This window comes from Tianweitania sediminis (assembly GCF_017813335.1).
Taxonomy (GTDB): domain Bacteria; phylum Pseudomonadota; class Alphaproteobacteria; order Rhizobiales; family Rhizobiaceae; genus Tianweitania; species Tianweitania sediminis.
The window spans coordinates 1-16,645 of the sequence record NZ_JAGIYY010000013.1; the positions used below are offsets into that span (position 1 = coordinate 1).

At 61.4% G+C, this 16,645-nt stretch carries 14 protein-coding genes; 7 read left to right on the forward strand and 7 right to left on the reverse strand.

Going from position 1 to position 16,645, the window contains the following annotated elements; all coding sequences use genetic code 11:
* The 6 genes from J5Y06_RS21860 to J5Y06_RS21885 all read left to right on the forward strand — a co-directional run.
* Positions 1 to 574: HAD-IC family P-type ATPase (locus tag J5Y06_RS21860; RefSeq protein WP_209337333.1), on the forward strand; the 574-nt coding region annotated here is incomplete at its 5' end.
* A gap of 66 nt (positions 575 to 640) precedes the next feature.
* The gene (locus J5Y06_RS21865) at positions 641 to 907 is read left to right on the forward strand and encodes a glutaredoxin family protein (RefSeq protein WP_209337334.1); all 267 of its coding nucleotides are present in this window, start codon (positions 641 to 643) and stop codon (positions 905 to 907) included.
* Between the two features lie 116 nt (positions 908 to 1,023).
* Positions 1,024 to 1,848, forward strand: coding sequence for an NADPH-dependent FMN reductase family protein (locus tag J5Y06_RS23505; RefSeq protein ID WP_209337335.1), 825 nt, complete (start codon positions 1,024 to 1,026; stop codon positions 1,846 to 1,848).
* Between the two features lie 30 nt (positions 1,849 to 1,878).
* Positions 1,879 to 3,090, forward strand: a complete 1,212-nt coding sequence (locus tag J5Y06_RS21875; protein ID WP_245248282.1) for a 2Fe-2S iron-sulfur cluster-binding protein — start codon at positions 1,879 to 1,881, stop codon at positions 3,088 to 3,090.
* The gene (gene cueR / locus J5Y06_RS21880; RefSeq protein WP_209337336.1) at positions 3,087 to 3,542 is read left to right on the forward strand and encodes a Cu(I)-responsive transcriptional regulator; all 456 of its coding nucleotides are present in this window, start codon (positions 3,087 to 3,089) and stop codon (positions 3,540 to 3,542) included. The genes J5Y06_RS21875 and cueR overlap by 4 nt, the downstream gene beginning before the upstream one ends.
* Before the next feature lie 45 nt (positions 3,543 to 3,587).
* Positions 3,588 to 5,081, forward strand: coding sequence for a multicopper oxidase family protein (locus J5Y06_RS21885; protein WP_245248284.1), 1,494 nt, complete (start codon positions 3,588 to 3,590; stop codon positions 5,079 to 5,081).
* A gap of 934 nt (positions 5,082 to 6,015) precedes the next feature.
* Here J5Y06_RS21885 and J5Y06_RS21890 read toward each other — a convergent pair.
* The 3 genes from J5Y06_RS21890 to J5Y06_RS21900 form a co-directional block, all read right to left on the reverse strand.
* A complete protein-coding gene (locus J5Y06_RS21890) occupies positions 6,016 to 9,261 on the reverse strand; it encodes an efflux RND transporter permease subunit (protein WP_245248286.1) in 3,246 nt (1,081 codons plus the stop codon).
* The gene (locus J5Y06_RS21895) at positions 9,258 to 10,517 is read right to left on the reverse strand and encodes an efflux RND transporter periplasmic adaptor subunit (protein WP_209337337.1); all 1,260 of its coding nucleotides are present in this window, start codon (positions 10,515 to 10,517) and stop codon (positions 9,258 to 9,260) included. The genes J5Y06_RS21890 and J5Y06_RS21895 overlap by 4 nt, the downstream gene beginning before the upstream one ends.
* Before the next feature lie 778 nt (positions 10,518 to 11,295).
* On the reverse strand, positions 11,296 to 11,505 hold the full coding sequence (locus tag J5Y06_RS21900) for a helix-turn-helix domain-containing protein (protein ID WP_209337338.1): 210 nt from the start codon (positions 11,503 to 11,505) through the stop codon (positions 11,296 to 11,298).
* Positions 11,506 to 11,599: 94 nt separating this feature from the next.
* Between J5Y06_RS21900 and J5Y06_RS21905 the strand changes: the two genes are divergently transcribed.
* A complete protein-coding gene (locus tag J5Y06_RS21905; protein ID WP_209337339.1) occupies positions 11,600 to 12,040 on the forward strand; it encodes a hypothetical protein in 441 nt (146 codons plus the stop codon).
* 17 nt (positions 12,041 to 12,057) lie between these two features.
* Here the strand turns inward: J5Y06_RS21905 and J5Y06_RS21910 are convergent, their stop codons facing one another.
* The 4 genes from J5Y06_RS21910 to J5Y06_RS23510 all read right to left on the reverse strand — a co-directional run bounded on the left by J5Y06_RS21910 (position 12,058) and on the right by J5Y06_RS23510 (position 15,644).
* Positions 12,058 to 12,558 (reverse strand): hypothetical protein, encoded by a 501-nt coding sequence (locus J5Y06_RS21910; protein WP_209337340.1) that lies wholly within the window; start codon positions 12,556 to 12,558, stop codon positions 12,058 to 12,060.
* The gene (locus tag J5Y06_RS21915; RefSeq protein ID WP_209337341.1) at positions 12,545 to 12,880 is read right to left on the reverse strand and encodes a hypothetical protein; all 336 of its coding nucleotides are present in this window, start codon (positions 12,878 to 12,880) and stop codon (positions 12,545 to 12,547) included. The genes J5Y06_RS21910 and J5Y06_RS21915 overlap by 14 nt, the downstream gene beginning before the upstream one ends.
* A 272-nt stretch (positions 12,881 to 13,152) precedes the next feature.
* Entirely contained in the window at positions 13,153 to 14,424 is a 1,272-nt protein-coding gene (locus tag J5Y06_RS21920; RefSeq protein WP_209337342.1) for a site-specific DNA-methyltransferase, read from the reverse strand.
* A gap of 524 nt (positions 14,425 to 14,948) precedes the next feature.
* Entirely contained in the window at positions 14,949 to 15,644 is a 696-nt protein-coding gene (locus J5Y06_RS23510) for a ZinT family metal-binding protein (protein ID WP_385932515.1), read from the reverse strand.
* Positions 15,645 to 16,645: the final 1,001 nt, after the last annotated feature.

Sequence of the window (16,645 nt, forward strand, 5' to 3'; positions counted from 1 at the left end):
CGCCCTCCACGAACTCGGCCTCAAGGTGGCGATGATCACGGGAGACAACCGGCGCACGGCGGAGGCGATAGCGGCCGAACTCGGCATCGACGAGGTCGTCGCCGAAGTCCTGCCGGAAGGAAAGGTCGAAGCGATCAAGCGCCTGCGCGAGGGCGGCCGCCTGGTGGCGTTCGTCGGCGATGGCATCAACGACGCGCCAGCGCTCGCCGAGGCCGATGTTGGCTTGGCGATCGGCACCGGGACGGACGTCGCCATCGAAAGCGCGGACGTGGTCCTGATGTCTGGCGAGCTGACGGGCGTGGCCAACGCGATCGGTCTGTCCAAGGCGACGATCCGCAACATCCGCCAGAACCTGTTCTGGGCCTTCGCCTACAACGCCAGCCTGATTCCGGTGGCTGCCGGCGCGCTCTACCCATTCGGCGGCACCTTGCTGTCGCCGATGCTGGCGGCTGGCGCAATGGCGCTGTCAAGCGTCTTTGTGCTCGGCAACGCCATGCGACTGAAGCGCTTCCAGGCGCCCTTGAGAGTCACGCACGGCTCTGGAGCCGCGTTGAAGCCCCTCCCGGCCGAATGACCAAGCTGCTGGCCCGCGCACGCCGCGGGCCAGCTTCCTCCTCTTCTCCAATCGGACAAACCTGCCATGACCGCAGCAGCCTCTCTCTGGATCGAAATCTTCACCACGCCCACCTGCCCGGACTGCATCGCGGTCAAGCGCTGGTTCACCGCGCAAGGAATTCCCTTCGTCGAACGCGACTTGCGCGATCCGGCGGTCGCCGAAGAGGCGCGCCGCAGGACCGGGGTCCGCATCGCTCCGATCACCGTCATCGGCGGCGATATCTTCTTCGGAACCTTCCGGGACCAGATCCCTCGGATCGAGGCTGCGCTCGGAATGCGGATCGCTGCCTAGAAGGGATCAGCGCATGGACCTCATCGCCGCCATGCGGTCCTTCCAGCGCATCGTCGACCGCGGCAGCTTCGTCAAGGCCACGAGGACTCTCGGTTTCTGACCGCCTGATCGGCAAGATGGGCGCCGTCTTCACCTCCAGCGCCACCCAGCACGGCGACCAGGAAAGCACGATCCTCTCGGTACACACGGTGCTCCTGCATTTCGGCATGGGAATCCCCGGCCTGCCCTATTCGTTCAAGGAGCAGACCGACAACTCGTGCGTCATCGGCGGCTCGCCGTACGGAGCCGGCACCGCCGCCGGCGGCGATGATTCGCTTTTCGCCGACGCCACGACCTCGCAGGAGCGCGGTTCCAGGGGCGGCACTTCGCCGAACTGCCTGCCCGCCTCGCCGCCGCGACTTTCGAACGTCAGCCTGCCACCTTTTGCGGACTTGAAGGGGCCTGAACATGACCTCGAAGAGAATGACCGTGGACTTCTGCCACGCCGTGGTCTGCGGCTGGTCCTTCGTGCCGTCCCCACGCCTTCGCGTCCTTTGCCAAGGCGTTATCCCGGCACTGCAGGTTCGCGCGCGGAAATGGTCCGTGTGTTCGGTTCCATGGAACGCGCCAATGATGTGATCCTCGGCCACTGGGGAGCGTGCAGGCAGGCGGCCGACGACCCCGGCACGATCGGCATCGACGGCAGGCGGGCGCAAGCGTTCGAGTACCCCTCCGGCCTGCTCGGCGCCCTCGCCCGCAAGGCCGCTGAAGCACAGGGCGGACAGCCGGGGCACTTGGACCATGTTCGGCGCGGTTCAGAAAGCCCACCTGACCGACAGCCGCAACGTGGGCGACGCCAAGGTCCTGGTCTCCATCGCAGCCGAGACGGGATTCGAAGCCGCCAGGTTCTCCGCAACGGACGTGTAGAAGTGCCGAGCAATCAGTTGCGGGAGCATACATAGGCCCGATCTCGCCGCCGTGTGAGGAGGACCATGACCAAACAGGAGGGCTCGCTGGGGCCGTGGATACGGCCCTTGCCCTTTGATGTATCGGCCTCGATTTTCCTGTTGACCTTCCATTCGCTGGAACCCTTACAACTTCAGCAACACCGAAGAGAGGTCCACACGATGAACGCCCATCAAGGCTTCCCCGAGCCGATCCCTACGCAGCCTGACGGCCTGAACCTGCCCCTCCTAAAGCTCCCGCAGGTAGAGCGGCGAATCTCCGTTCCCCAGGGCCTCACGCTGCTCTCGGCGGCGCTTGAAGCGGGCGTACCCTACCCGCACAGCTGCACCTCGGGACGCTGCGGCGCCTGCAAGTCGCGGCTGGTCGAGGGCGAAGTCACGCTGGGCAAGCACTCGCCCTTCGCCCTGACGGACGAGGAACGCGCCGGAGGTCTCATCCTCGCCTGCCGGGCCGTGCCGGCCACCGACGTGACAGTCGCGTGGCTGGACGAAACAGTACCCGCCGGGCGCACCGCTAGGCAGGAGGCAACGGTGATCGCCGTCGAACACATGACCGACGACATCCGCCTTGTCCGGCTGGAGTTCCGCGACCGCTCCACGTTCCGCTTTGCCGCAGGGCAGTATCTCAGACTTGAGGTAGAGGGCGCGCCGGCGAGGCAGTATTCCATGGCGAGCAGGCCCGACGAGGAGCTGGTCGATCTTCACGTGCGCGCCGTCCCTGGCGGACGCACGAGCAGCAGGATCATGTCCCTCCAGGTTGGCGCGCGTGTAGCGGTCGAGGGTCCGGCGGGATCCGCCTATCTCCGAGATGCCCATCCAGGTCCGATCGTCGCCATCGCGGGCGGCAGCGGACTAGCCCCAGCGAAATCCATCGTCGAGACATCGCTGAACTCCGGGATGGAGGTGCCCGTGCATCTCTACTTCGGCGCCCGCACCGAACGTGATCTCTATCTCGTCGAGCATTTCCAGGCCCTGATGCGGCGGTTCCGGAACTTCACTTTCTTCCCCGTCCTTTCCCGCGTCCAAGGCGCCGGGTGGCGGTCCGGTTACGTATCGGCAGCGGTGGCAGAGGACCATGACGACCTGGCCGGAGCCAAGGCCTACGTCGCCGGCCCGCCCGCAATGGTGGACGCCTCGCTATCGGTCCTGATTGACCGGGGCGTGTCCGCCCGCGACATCCACGCCGACGTGTTCTTCACGCCGGAAGAGACGACAATTCAGAGGGAGCAAGCACGATGAATATCGGGGAGGCAGCCGCCGCCACCGGGATCTCGACGAAGATGATCCGGTACTACGAGGAGATCGGGGTTATCAAATCGGCCCTGAGGACATCCTCCGGGTACCGGGTCTACACCGATCCCGAGATCCACACCCTGCGCTTCGTGCGCCGAGCCCGCGACCTCGGCTTCTCTGTGAAGCAGATCTCCAGCCTCCTGAAACTCTGGCGCGACCGCAACCGCGCCAGCGCCGACGTGAAGGCGATGGCGCTCGGGCACGTCGCCGAACTGGAGAGGAAGATGCAGGAACTGAAGGAGATGACCTCGGCGCTCCGGCACCTGGCAGAGAACTGCCACGGCGACGACATGCCCGACTGCCCGATCCTGCATGAGCTCGGCTGCACCGACTGCGCCGACCCAGTCCCGCCGAAGCGCCAGCGGACGCTCGGGCGAGGATTCGAAGTGGTCAGCTAACCGAGCCTTGTCAGTGGACGACCAACCTATTTCAGGAGAACGATTATGCAGCTTTCACGTCGACAGTTCGTGGCTGGCACCGCAGCAATTGGCGGACTGGCCGCAGCGCCTTCGCTGCTACTCCCGGAAACCCCGGCATCGGCCGCTTCCCTGACCACGATCAGGGCCGGCACGCGGGTTATAGAGGTCAACGGCCGACCGGCGACCGTGTTCGGGTTGATGCAGCCAGACGGGAGGCATGGCCTCGTTCTCGACGCGGGCCAGCGGTTCCAGGTGCGGCTCGACAACCAGACGGGAGAAGACACGACGATCCACTGGCACGGACTTACTCCGCCTTGGCAGCAGGACGGCGTCGGCGGCATCTCGCAGGATCCGATCGCGGCAGGCCGGAGCCATGACTACGACTTCGTCGTCGGCGCCCCGGGCACCAACTGGATGCACTCGCACGCGGGACTCCAGGAACAGCGGCTTCTCGCGGCGCCCCTCATCGTGCGCGATCCGGCCGAGGCGGGCGAAGACGTGCAGGACGTTGTGGTGATGTTCCATGACTTCACCTTCCGCGACCCGGAGGAAGTCCTCGCCGGACTGAGGAACGGCGGCCACGGCCCGCAATCGGGGTCAGGCGGGCATGCCGGCCACGGCGCGCCGAGAGCAGTTTCTCCGGGGCCGGGCGCGCACGGGAGGCATGGAATGTCCGGAATGCCTGCGCGGGATTCCGCGACGGGCGGCATGAGCCACCTCCAGGACGTCGAATACGACGCGCTGCTCGCCAACGACCGGACGCTGGACGATCCCGAGGTCTTCTCCGTCGAGCGCGGTGGCCGGGTGCGCCTGCGCCTGATCAACGGCGCGGCCACCACGAACATGTGGATCGACCTTGACTCGCTGCGGGGGCGCCTCGTCGCCGTGGACGGCATGCCTGTCCAGCCGATCGAGGGTTCTCGGTTCGAGTGCGCCGTCGCCCAACGTCTGGACATCGTCCTCGAAATCCCTCGCGGCGGCGGCGCGTGGCCCGTATTCGCAGTCCAGGAGGGCGGCCGCAACCGCACGGGATTCGTCCTCGCGTCCACGGGTGCAGAGATCACGAAGCTCAAAGCCTTGACGGCGGAGAACTATGCTGCCGTCGAAGCCGACCTGGAGCACAGGCTGAGAGCGCTGGAGCCGCTTTCAGACAGGCCTGCCGACCGCAAGCACACGATGATGCTTGGAGAAGCGGCGGGCTACGTCTGGACGCTCGATGGCAAGATGCATGGTGAAGACGCGCCGCTCAGGGTTTCCGAAGGCGAGCGGTTTGAACTCACCTTCATGAACCACTCCAGCATGTCCCACCCGATGCACCTGCACGGACATCATTTCCAGGTCGTCGCAGTGAATGGCATGCGCATCAGAGGGGCGGTCCGCGACGCTGTCCTCGTGCCTGCGAACATGGGCAGCGTGACCGTCGCATTCGATGCCCGCAACCCTGGGAAATGGGCGCTGCACTGCCACCACCTCTACCACATGGCGGGCGGCATGATGACTTCGCTTCAGTATGCCTGATGCCTTTCAGGGCGCTCAGAGCGTCCTGGAACCTATCATGGCGTGCTGGCTCGGCTCGTTTCTTGCTCCGACCGCGCGTCAGACGACTTTTTCGCGTTTGACCAACGGATTCCGCGAAGCGCGCTTGCGAGTTTCGCGTCGTGGGCGCGACACTACCGCCATTCAGAGGTGCCCTATCGGGAACGCCGATAGCCAACTTCTACTCCGGCGCCAAGAACGCGATGCGCTGCCAACGAATGGATACGCTCATCCGGGACATTTGTTGACTGTCTTGAACAAAGAAAGAAAACCCAGTCGGGGATTACGCTTATCGCCGTCCACGACAAGTCAAAGCTCCCGGGCGGGACCAATTGCGCTTTCTCAAAGCTTCGTGGACGAAGCTCGAAGAAAGACTCAGCCGTTGATTTTAGGCTGCCTTTGGAGGCGGCATTGGGCGAGCGGATCGGTGCTTCGGATGAAGAGTAAGCGCTGCTTGGTCCGCTGTTGCGCGGGAGCGCGGACGCGGCTGCCCTCCGACGCCGGATAAGCGGCGCTACATTGATGGCATGATATGGATTGCCCGGGGCGCAGTGGCGGCATCTGCCGGACGAATACGGCACGTGGGTTTCGTGAGCCAGTCAGAGCAGAGTGCCCAGCCGTGGATTCGCGCTTTGACCTCCGTCAACGCTAACCCAGGACTCTTTGCAGCCTCTCCACCTTCGCATCTCACTGTCTGACGGCAACAAGCTGGACCTGCGCAATCCAAACCGCGGATGCCTGCCTGGCCGAGAAGGAGCCGATGCGAAGCAGGTCTCCGCTCGCGTCCATGTCGAACCCAAGCTCACCGCCGCGCGGTGAGTGGCAGACGGCCGATCCTGGCAGACGGATCCAATGCTCAACGTCGCACAGCTTCCTTTCAAACGCTATGCTCGCCCCTTGCCTGGCACTCTTTTATTCATGTCATTCTGCTGTTGGCAGGTGGCGCAGATCGCCCCTTTTTGCTACCGCCCTCCGACATCGTGTCGTAGACGCGCGACCCCAACGCTGCGGCGACATCGCCCCGCGCCTGCCGGGCGATCGCCATACGACGCACCAAGACGTAGAACCCCGGCGTCAGCACGAGGCCGAACAGCGTGACGCCAAGCATGCCGGCGAACACGGCAACACCCATGACATGCCGCATCTCGGCACCAGCCCCCGTTGCGATCACAAGCGGAACGACGCCTGCGATGAAGGCGAGCGAGGTCATCAGGATTGGCCGCAGGCGAAGCCGGGCTGCTTCAAGCACGGCGTTCAACGGATCGACGCCTTCATCTTCCTTCGCTCTGGCGAACTCGACGATCAGGATCGCATTTTTGGCAGCAAGTCCCACGAGCACGACGAACCCGATCTGCGTGAAAATGTTGTTGTCGCCTCCCGTAAACCAGACGCCTGCGATCGCGGAAAGTAATGCCATCGGCGCGATCAGCAACACAGCGAACGGCAATGACCAACTGTTGTACTGCGCCGCAAGAATCAGAAACGCGAGCAGAACAGACAGTGGGAAGACGTACATAGCTGTGTTCCCGGCTTGTTTCTCCTGATAGGCGAGTTCCGTCCACTCGAAGGCCATGCCGGGTGGCAACGTTTCCGATGCGATCCGTTCCATTGCTGCGGTCGCTTGCCCGAACGAGTATCCAGACGCCGGGCCGCCGCTGACATCGGCTGACGGGAAGCCATTATAATGCATGACGCGATCCGGCCCCGAACTGTGCTTGATGGTCAGCAAGGCCGACAACGGAATCATTTCGCCCGCCGCGTTGCGCACCTTCAGCCGGCCGATGTCCTCCGGTTGCATACGAAATGGCGCGTCCGCCTGGACCATCACGCGGTAGGTGCGACCGAATCGATTGAAGTCATTCGCGTAGAGCGAGCCAAGGTTGACCTGCAACGTCTCGAAGATCGTGTTGAGCGGCACCCCTTGCGATTTCGCCTTCACCCGGTCGATGTCCACCTGCACCTGTGGCGCATTCACCTGGAAGCTCGCGAGCATGCCAGCCAGTTCAGGTGTTTGCTTCGCTTTGCCCATGATTGCGCCCTGCGCCTGCGAGAGGGCCTCGAAGCCAAGCCCCGCCCGATCCTCGATCTGGATCTTGAAACCGCCGGTCGAGCCGAGGCCCGGAACAGGTGGTGGAGGGAAGATGCCTGCAAAACCATCGGGTATCTGGCTGAACTTGCCCATCAAGCGATCCGCGATCGCGAAAGCGGACAAGGAAGGATCGTTCCGCTCTTCAAAGGGCTTGAGCATCGTGAACATCACGGCGGCGTTGGGTATATTAACCATGCCGTTGACCGAAAGACCCGGAAACGCGACGACGCTTTCCACGCCCGGTTCGGCAAGCGCGATCTCCGACATTTTCTTGACAACGGCCTCGGTGCGATCAAGCGAGGCTCCGGTCGGAAGCTGAGCGATGCCGACGAGGTAATACTTGTCCTGAGCCGGGACGAACCCGTTGGGCACGGCCTGGAAACCCATCCATGTCATGCCGACCAGGCCGGCATAGACAAGCAAGACGAGCACGCTGAACCTGACGGCGCGGCGCACCGTCCAGACATAGGCATTTGAGGCGCTGTCGAAGAAGCGGTTAAACAGCCGGAAGAACCAGCCGAACAGTCCGTCGATCACGCGGGTCAAGAGATCGCGCTTCACCTCCCCGTGGTGCGGCCTCAGGAGCACGGCAGCGAGCGCAGGAGAAAGCGTGAGAGAGTTGACCGCCGACAGGATGGTCGAGATTGCGATCGTGAGAGCGAACTGCCTGTAGAACTCGCCTTGCAGGCCAGACAGGAATGCCGAGGGAATAAAGACGGCCGATAGCACCGAAGTGATGGCAATGATCGGCCCGGTCACTTCGTCCATGGCCTTGCGCGCTGCCTCCTTCGGCGTTTCGCCGAGAGCGATGTGACGCTCTACGTTCTCGACGACCACGATGGCGTCATCGACCACGATACCGATCGAGAGCACAAGCCCGAACAGCGACAGCGTGTTCAGCGAGAAGCCGAACATGTACATAAGGGCGAATGTGCCGACCAACGACACTGGCACGGCAACCAGCGGGATGATCGAAGCACGCCAGGTCTGAAGGAAGAGCACGACCACGAGTACGACCAGCGCGATGGCTTCGAGCAGTGTCATCACCACGGCTTCCAGAGAAGACTTGACGAAGACGGTAGGGTCGTAGGCGATGCGATACTCTATACCCTCGGGAAAACCTTTCTGCAGTTCCTCCATGGCGCCGCGAATGGCGCTCGACACCTCGAGCGCATTGGCGCCGGGACTCTGGATGATCTGCATCGCCAGTGCCGGCTTGCCGTCAAGGAGACTGCGCAACGCGTAGGAATCCGCACCAAGTTCGATACGGGCAACATTCCGCAGACGGGTGACCTGGCCGTCGACGCCTGTCTTGACGACGATGTCGCCGAACTGCTCCTCGTTCGAAAGCCTGCCAAGGGTGTTGACCGTGACTTGGAATGCCGCCGAGGCTTCCGGCTGCTGTCCGACCGAGCCGGCGGCCACCTGGACGTTCTGCTCCTGAATTGCTGCCACCACATCGGAGGCGGTCAGACCGCGCGCCGCCACCTTGGCCGGATCGAGCCAGATCCGCATCGAATACTCGCCAGCACCCCAAACCAGCACGTCGCCCACGCCGGGCAGGCGCGCAAGCTGGTCGCGCACCTGCAAAGTGGCGAAGTTCGACAGGTAGAGAGAATCGTAGCGATCGTCGGGCGAGACGAGATGCACGACCATCAGGATGTCGGGCGAGGTCTTCTGCGTCACGACGCCAATGCGCTGCACCTCCTGCGGCAGCCGGGGAAGCACCCGCGAGACGCGGTTCTGCACCTGGATCTGCGCCATGTCGGGATCGGTGCCCTGCTGAAAGGTCACCGTCAGCGTCATGCGTCCGTCGGTTGCCGCCTGCGAGCTCATATAGAGCATATTTTCAACGCCGTTGATCGCCTGCTCAAGCGGTGCGGCAACCGTTTCGGCGATCACCTCGGGATTGGCGCCCGGATAGCTTGCCGTGACCTGCACAGTCGGCGGGGTCACCTGGGGATACTCGCTCAACGGCAGCTTCAGTAGCGTGAGGCCACCGGCGATCAGCATCAAGACAGACAGAACGACCGCGAAGATCGGGCGGTCGACGAAAAAGCGTGGAATGTTCATCGACGCGCCTCCTGTGTTTCAGCCGCGGACCGGTCGCCTTCGGCGGCTTGGCTTGGCAGCATCGAGATCATCTGCGGGGCCACCCGCATACCCGGACCTGCCAGCCCCTTCACGATGATTTTTTCACTCGGATTGAGGCCGGCTGATACGACACGCAGACCGTCGATCATGGATCCCAGTTCGACCGGACGGTACTCGGCCTTGTCCTCGGTTCCGAGAACCAGGACGTAGCGGCGTCCTTGATCGATACCGATCGCCTGATCGTCGATGAGCACAGTCTGAGCTGGTTCGGCAGTAGCAAGGCTCACCCGTGCAAAAAGGCCATGCGCCAGCCGGCCATCAGGATTCTTCACAACGGCCCGAGCGCGGATTGTCCCCGTGCTCCGGTCGACGCGGTTGCCGAGAAAATCGAATTCGCCAGCATGCGGGAAGCCGTCCTCGGTCATCAGCCCTACCTGCACCAGCAACTTGCCGGAAGCCTTTCCACTTTCGATCGCCCGCGCACGTGCGCCGAATTCGAGATAGGTGGCTTCGTCGATATCGAAATAAACATAGAGGGGGTCGGTCGAGACGATTGTGGTGAGAAGTGTCGCGGCTCCGGCATTGCCGCCGGCGACAAGATTGCCTTCGGAGACCAGAACCCGGTCGACGCGCCCAGCAATCGGAGCGGTGACCCGCGTGAAGGAAAGATCGAGTTCGGCAGCAGCCACGGCTGCCTTCGCGATTTCGACCTGCGCCTGACGCTGGCGGCGTGCTGTCTGTGCCTCGTCAAAGGTCTTACGCGATACCGTGCCTTTGGGCGCCAGCGTTTCGGCGCGCTTGAAATCGATTTCGGCCTGATCGAGAAGAACCACCGCCTGTTGAAGTTGGGCCTTGGCGGAATCCAGAGCGACCTCAAACGGCCTGGGGTCGATCTGGAACAGGAGCTGACCCGGGCGAACGAGACCACCTTCGGGAACGCTCACGACGTCGATGGCCCCGCCGACACGGGGTCGCAGTTCAAGGAATTTGGTTGCTTCGAGATGGCCGGTGAATTCCAAGGACCGCGAAACCTTGCGCGTAATGACTTCGGCAACCGACACCTGCGGGAGAGGCATTTGAGACGGCTGAGCGACGGCTTCCGACGCAGCGGTCGATGAAACAAGCGCGAGAACGCTTGCGGCATAGGGTCCGACTTCGTCGCGATACACGGCGGCGAGAGTGCCACCCGTGATGACGACGCCGGCTAGGATCAGGGCGGCGGCTTTATTGGTCATTCTCGTTCACCTTCGGAAGGGACGCGCGCTCCAGGCCAGCAGGAGAAGGCGATGGTAATTTGTTGCGAAGGTGAGGTTTCCAACGATGGAAGGGTCAAGGCCCGTAGAAAGTATTTTCCTGGGTGGTTCGAGACGCATCCATCCCGAAATGCGGCGCCAAATGGATGCCATCGCCTTCAGCATATCGCCGAGGTGCCACGTTCCCAGTACGACAGGAACGACTCAGGTTCGGCCGAGGCGGATGCGTACGTCGTGTTGCCTGTCCCGGCCGGCCCACTGGCGCGGATGCCCCGATCGACGTCGCTCTAGCCGATCTTTCCTGCCTTCAAAGTCCGCAAGGTCCGTCGCCAATTCCCGGCCCATTCGCCCGCCTCGCCCAAGCCGTGAAGGTCATCCAGCGCCAGTCCGGATACGTACCGTTGCTTCGGAACGACCGCGCGCAAGGATGAGTGGACCTGACGTTCGTAAGTTGTCTTATGGGTCCTGCTGGCGAAACCGCGCCCACTGTCTAGGCATTCAGTCAGCGAGCGACTTCACTAGCGACAACCATGCGGTCGAAAGAGCATTTCGAAGAAACCAGTGATCCTTCCTTCAGCGCCATCACCGACCGGTTCATTCGCTCCGAACCGACAGAACCATATCCGGCAATTCGGAGTGGCCTGCCCCGATGAGGTGGCCCGGTTTCAGTCTTAGTGCATGATCGGCTTTTCAGCCATCGCCTGTGCCGATGATGGAGCCGATCCACGTGGCGGAGCAGGCGAAACAATAGCCTCCAGCGCTACCCGCGGGCGGCCAGATCGACGAGGTCCGCATCAAGTGCTTTGGCAAGTCGATCAAGCACTAAGATCGAGGGGTTTCGCTTACCGCGTTCGAGGTCACTGACATAGGTCTGGTGAACGTCAGCGGCATGCGCAAGCTCTTCCTGCGAAAGGCCCCTCGCCTTGCGCAATCTTTGTAGATTGAGCCCCACTCGAATTCGCACGTCCATGCCGCAGGGACACGGACAAAGGACTAGCTATCCATAGACAATAATATATAAATCGTGGGGAAGAAGACACAGCTACTGATTTCAGGTTCGAAGCATGGATGGAGCGTCTAATCTCGCGGAACTGCCCTTAATCAACACGGGGCAGACTGGAATGGCGGGTGAGCACTTCGTAACCGGCGAGCTTCTCAGAAGAGGCTGGCTGGCCGCTATGATCAACGGCAACTCTCCCCTTCTCGACATCCTTGCTTCCAAGGGTGATCGAACAATCCAGATCCAGGTCAAGACCCGGTCGGAAGGTGCCAAGGGAGACACATCGCTGCCACAAGCGAAGTTCTCCTCCAGGATCTTCTACATCGTTGTCGACTTTGTTGGCCGCGGTGCCGATTACTACGTCATCCCTGGTGGGATGCTCGATCGCTTCTATTACCGCAGCCCCTGCGGCATCCGGGGCCGCATCCCTTACAACCGCCTCGATTCATTTAAGGACAGGTGGGACTTTCTGGAAGCGGACGTGCACGAGACAGCAAACGGGTAGAAGCGAAAATAGGCGGCCTAGTGCGACTTCGCCTGGAAGGGCTCCGCTTCCCACCACTCTGGCCAGTTTACCTTATGCGGCGTCCGGGTCACCCGAACGATCTTCTCCTGCTCTGGAACGGTCAGGCGGCGATTTCCAAAGCGACTTAGAGCCGCTTCCACGACCCACGGCTCCAACTTCCTTTCGGCTCGCAGCGTAAAGCTCTCGAGCTTTGCCGTCATCCTCAAGGCGTCTGTGGCTACCCACTTGTCTGCGGCTACAATCCAGATGACCTGTGTAGCAGCCACCGTCGGCCGAGTGTCTTCCAGCATTTGATAAAATTCACCCAACAGCTCGGACGCACCAACGTCGCCAGCCCGGCTGCGATTTTGCAAATGCAGAATGAAAGCCCATTCACCGGTCCGCGCTTCACGCTGATCGCCCTTCTTCAGCATGACCGTTCTCGATAGCACCGCGTCATAAGCTGCCGTTTGGTTGAGCCTTTTGGGCCCAGCTTTTGGGAAGTCAGACATGCTCATGTCCTTCCTCTTCCTTTGCCTTTACGATGATCCCTGCTTCTTCAAGCAGCTTTGTGTAGTTTCGCGGCCATCGGATGTTCTCGCGTTCATCCGTGAAGCGGTTCACGAACCACAGCTCGTCTCGATTTAAGCGCGCTCCCCCATGTCGATGCTTTAGGGCGGCCTGTACGGCCCATGCCTTCAGCAAGATCTCTGATCTTCCATCACCGCGCGACGTCTCAGCAGCGAGATCAAGCAGAAGAAGCGCTTCTTCAAGCTCGTTCTCAACCGGGTTTTCGCCAATGATCTGGATCCTAAACGCGGCGTCATTTGCGGCTAGCATCGACCCCTCATGTAGCCGACGTTCAATATGCGCTAGGATCATGCGCCTCGGCCGCTTCTTGCCGGAGAGCGCTGCTTGATACATCCGATAAGCGTGCTCGTATTCAGGAAGAACATCAGGCGGCAAGTCCCTTGCGGGACTCGCAAATAGTGGGTCCAAAAGGATATCCTCCAACCCACCTGAAGCTCGGTTTGCCTTTCGAGGTGCCCCGCTTGGATTGCCTGTGAAGCCTTTCTTGAAGGTTCCGTTGTTGTTGCGAGGCGCTTTCCCGCTCATCGGCTTCCTCCAACCAGGACCGGTTCTCTGCCCGTCATGGCAGACCATCGGTCGAGAGCAACATCGACATAGGCAGGATCGATGTCCAAGCCGCGAAACCGCCGTCCGACGCGGTCAGCTGCGATCAGTGTCGTTCCTGATCCAAGGAAAATATCGAGAACCAACTCACCCCGACGCGTTACGTCCATCAGCGCGTCGGCGACCATGCCGACCGGCTTGACAGTCGGATGCAGCGCTAGATCCTCCTGCCGTCCACCGACAAACGAATTCACTGAGGCGTAGTCCCATACGTTGGTCCGGTTGCGGCCATGCTTGCCAAGCTCGACGGCGTTGAAGTGAGGAGCTTTCCCGACGCGGAAAACGTAGATCAACTCGTGCTTGGAACGGTAGAGCGAGCCCATGCCGGCATTCGACTTGTTCCAAACACAGAAGTTGAGGAGCTCGCCGTAAACGCCAGCGCCGGATACCTGAACGTCCTCCATGTGACGCCAGTCCATGCAAACGAAGTGAATAGCGCCGTCGCGCGATACAGCGGCAGCAGCGCCAAGCGTGTCGTGTAAGAAGGATCGGAACTCAGCCGTGGTCATCTCACCGGAAGCCATCGCGAACTCTCGATGGCGCCCACGAGCATTCGCATGTCCGCTAATCTTGACGTTGTAAGGAGGATCAAGGAAGGCGGCATCGACCTGCGCGCCATCACCGATCACAGCTCGTAAGAAGCCCTCATCCCTGGCATCGCCACAACCCACCCGATGATCGCCGAGGATCCAGATGTCGCCAACCTTCGTGCGCGGCGTCGCACGAATGGCAGGTATTTCATCAGCGCTTGGATCGTCGACGGGGTTCAAGATCACATCGATTTCACCAGCCGAAAAGCCGGTTACTCCGAGGTCGATCTCCAGTTCGGCCAGCTCGCCAAGCTCCAGCTGAAGAAGCTCGACGTCCCAGCCCGCATTCAAAGCAATCTTGTTATCGGCCAATCGGAGTGCGCGAACTTGCGTCTCGGAAAGATCGGACAAAACGATGATCGGAACGCTTGCCAGCGCCATTTGCTTGGCCGCAAGCAGCCTTCCATGGCCAGCAATGACGTTGAGGTGCTGATCAACCAAGATCGGATTGGCAAAGCCAAACTCGGAAATTGACGCGACGATCTGCTTTAGCTGCTGCTTGGAGTGCGTTCGCGCATTGCGCGGATCGGGCTTCAGGACCGAAGGCGCCAGATACTCGACCTTAAGACTAGGCCGATGAAATTCTTCAGCTTGAACCATTTCGAAACCCCGCAACGAGACGACTCTGACAAGTTGCAGCGGTCAGCGCCGTTTTAGGAAGGGTTCCTGCTTTACCTATTATCGGGCCCGTTTGAACTTTTCAAGCGCCTGTTTATCCCATTCACGGAAGAGCCGTTAAGTCATTGACCGGTCTGCAAGAACGGCCTCTGCTGGTTAGAATTGGTGGCTGAAGCGCCTGTTATCGCGCAAAAACGCATTTTTGCGCCAATCTCGCCTTCAAATGAGCTGAGACGCGTTCGCCATGGACTGGCCACACCACCATCCGGCTCCTATCCCTGCCAGTTTCCATTCCCGCCACTTTGCTTCGTGTCTTCCGAGGTTTGGCCTCTCCGAGACTGAGATAGTGGCAGCCTCCGGGCTTGTCTCGCAGAGCATGCGGCCGCCATGCAGTGTATATCCGCGCGGCTCGGATGCGGCTCTGATGCCCTGACCTCAATGAAAACAACATGCTGACGCCCGGCCGTTGAACGGGCCGGGCGTTTCGGTTTGCAAAGATCAGGTTGTCAGTGCGCCTTCATCTCGCTGACGATCTGCTGCGCGGAAAGCGACGATGAATAATAGGTCGGCCAGTTGGTCACTTCCTCCAGGAGAGCAGCCCGGTCATTGCCCCAGTAGATGTGGAAATGATCGGTCCTCTCCTGCGCGATCTTGTGATCGCTGAATTGGATGAACTGCGGTGCCTCGGCATCGCCTTCCGTTTTCTTGAAGATGAAGCGGACACCCCGATTACCCTTCTTGTAGGTCAGGATTTCATAGCCGTCATAGGTGTATTCGCCCTTCATCGGCTTGCCTTCCTTGTAGAAGGTGACCGTCTCGCCTTCGATCGTGATGCGCTCGACGTCGGTCCTATAGCCGGTCTCGTACTCAGCACGGATCTCCTCGACGCTTGCGGCACCAGCCTCCGCCTTGTGCGCCCAGACCGGATCGAGCGTGCCATCCCGCAGGTAAGGGTAAACGGACTGCCAGTCACCGGCATAATCGGAAAGCGGACGATCCGTGATCTGGCTGTCTTCGAAGTAGCCCTTGTAGATCTGCGGGTCACCATGACTATGGGCATGGTCGTGTCCCGCCTGATCATGGCCGTGGCCTGCGTGCCCCTCACCTTCGTGAACCTTGCCGCTGCCGCCGACGACTGCGATGTTGTAGGGCATACCCTCAACCTTGATCGTGCCGACTTCCTTCAGGTCGGTTTTGCCAATCCGGCGCACGAGCCCAGCCTTTGGGTCGCTCATCACGATTTCGTCGCCGGCCATGGCGATACGCGGGCGTGGATCGTTCCAGTGGCCGTCCATTGAATGAGGCTCGGTCACCTTCGCACTGTTGGCGATCTTGCCATCAAGCACATCGACCTGATGCAGCGTGCCATCCTCCGTCAGAACGTAGCCGAAGCGCGCATTGGCGGGGTCGAGCGCAAAATCAACGCGGCGGAAGGGCAGTTCGATATACCGGAAGTGCGGCTCGTCCACGGGATCAACAACCACCAGGCCCTTGGCGCCATAGTCGCCCAGGAAAACCTGCATGCTCTTGGCGCCCAGCAGTGTGCCGGTCTTCTCGCCGCTTGGCAGGTCACTTGGATAGTTCAGCAGTTCGAACGCGGGGCCATCGCTGCCGGCTGTCGCCGTCAGGATGCCTTCCTCGCAGCCGGCTGCAAGGTAAGCGCCGGAGAAGGCCTCGCCATGAATGCCGGTGCAGGTGGCAACGTCGCCCACCGGCGTGCCATCTTCCTGCACGGTCTGCATGCCAACGCGCTTGGGCGCGGCATCCCCCTCCACGGGCGCATCGGATGCGACCGTGGTGACCCAATGCTTGCCGATCGGAGCCGCAAAGCCGTGATGGGCCCGCGCCTGCGGCAAACGGTTCGATTCTAGCTCGCCATGCGAGAGTTCGTGCGCATCCACGACTTCGGCATAACCACCCCTGTCGAAATTGATCACCACCTTGCCGTCATGATCGATGACGTGGAAGGGACGTGGCCCAGTTAACGGTTCGCTGATTGCGGCGGGATCGGAGATCTCGATGTCGGCATGATCGCCATGCGCATTGAGCGACACACCGCTGTTGAAGAACTGAACGGAATCGTTGTCGGATTGTACGGCGACAACTGCGGCGCCTTCATCGACGGGAACCAGCTTGGTTTGTCCCCTTGTTTCGAAAGTCCAGCGCTTCTGCGGCTCGAGAAGATCGAATGCCGTGACCCTTG

Excerpts from the sequence above, each read along its gene's own strand:
- J5Y06_RS21905 (WP_209337339.1), top strand. The coding sequence starts at position 11,600 with ATGGATGGAGCGTCTAATCTCGCGGAACTGCCCTTAATCAACACGGGG.
- J5Y06_RS21920 (WP_209337342.1), bottom strand. The coding sequence starts at position 14,424 with ATGGTTCAAGCTGAAGAATTTCATCGGCCTAGTCTTAAGGTCGAGTAT.
- J5Y06_RS21875 (WP_245248282.1), top strand. The coding sequence starts at position 1,879 with ATGACCAAACAGGAGGGCTCGCTGGGGCCGTGGATACGGCCCTTGCCC.
- J5Y06_RS23505 (WP_209337335.1), top strand. The coding sequence starts at position 1,024 with ATGGGCGCCGTCTTCACCTCCAGCGCCACCCAGCACGGCGACCAGGAA.
- J5Y06_RS21900 (WP_209337338.1), bottom strand. The coding sequence starts at position 11,505 with ATGGACGTGCGAATTCGAGTGGGGCTCAATCTACAAAGATTGCGCAAG.
- J5Y06_RS21865 (WP_209337334.1), top strand. The coding sequence starts at position 641 with ATGACCGCAGCAGCCTCTCTCTGGATCGAAATCTTCACCACGCCCACC.
- J5Y06_RS21885 (WP_245248284.1), top strand. The coding sequence starts at position 3,588 with ATGCAGCTTTCACGTCGACAGTTCGTGGCTGGCACCGCAGCAATTGGC.
- J5Y06_RS21910 (WP_209337340.1), bottom strand. The coding sequence starts at position 12,558 with ATGAGCATGTCTGACTTCCCAAAAGCTGGGCCCAAAAGGCTCAACCAA.
- J5Y06_RS21895 (WP_209337337.1), bottom strand. The coding sequence starts at position 10,517 with ATGACCAATAAAGCCGCCGCCCTGATCCTAGCCGGCGTCGTCATCACG.
- cueR (WP_209337336.1), top strand. The coding sequence starts at position 3,087 with ATGAATATCGGGGAGGCAGCCGCCGCCACCGGGATCTCGACGAAGATG.
- J5Y06_RS21890 (WP_245248286.1), bottom strand. The coding sequence starts at position 9,261 with ATGAACATTCCACGCTTTTTCGTCGACCGCCCGATCTTCGCGGTCGTT.
- J5Y06_RS21915 (WP_209337341.1), bottom strand. The coding sequence starts at position 12,880 with ATGCTAGCCGCAAATGACGCCGCGTTTAGGATCCAGATCATTGGCGAA.